Here is a 674-nt window from a genome sequence, read left to right as displayed (position 1 = left end):
ACCGATTCGCGCAACTGTTATTGGGCTACGAGCCGATTGAGATGCTCGGCCATCGCCTGCGAGAGTTCTATCTTGATGACAAAGCGCTGTTCCCACGTCAGGTGTTGTTGCAACCGAGTCATCAAGTTCATGATGTGTGGCGACGTGAAATCGAGTATCGCCATGCTGACGGGCACAGTGTTTGGGTACGCGAAAACATTCGACCGCTCAACGATTCCGATCAGTTGCTGATTGTGGGTGAAGACATTTCAGAGCCCAAACTTTTGGCTGAGAAGTTAGAGTATCAGGCGCGTTATGACTTATTGACGGGGACATACAACCGCAACCACTTTGAGTTGGAGTTGAAAACCGCGCTGCGTGAAGTGGATAGCCACCGCCGAGTGCACGCGATGTTGTACCTCGATCTCGACCAGTTGAAAGTGCTTAATGACACCGTTGGGCACGATGCGGGCGATGCTGCGATTCAATTTTGCGCCAGCATGTTGGAAGAGGTGCTGCCATACAATTCCGTGCTGGCGAGAATGGGCGGCGATGAATTCGCGGTGCTACTGAAAGATTGCGACGAGTATGGCGCGATCAATATTGCGAAGGTGATTATCTCCACATTGGGTGAGCACCTGTTTATCTGGGAAGACACACGCTTATTCATCAGTTGCTCGGTCGGCATTCGTATC

The 674-nt window shown here is 51.5% G+C and carries 1 protein-coding gene; it reads left to right on the top strand.

Annotation, left to right across the window (positions count from 1 at the left end):
* Positions 1–674: GGDEF domain-containing protein (locus R8O11_RS28160; RefSeq protein ID WP_318194992.1), on the top strand; the 674-nt coding region annotated here is incomplete at both ends.

This window comes from Vibrio sp. 1288, assembly GCF_033344475.1.
Note: the sequence above shows the minus strand (reverse complement) of the source record. Positions and strands in the feature narration are given on the sequence as shown.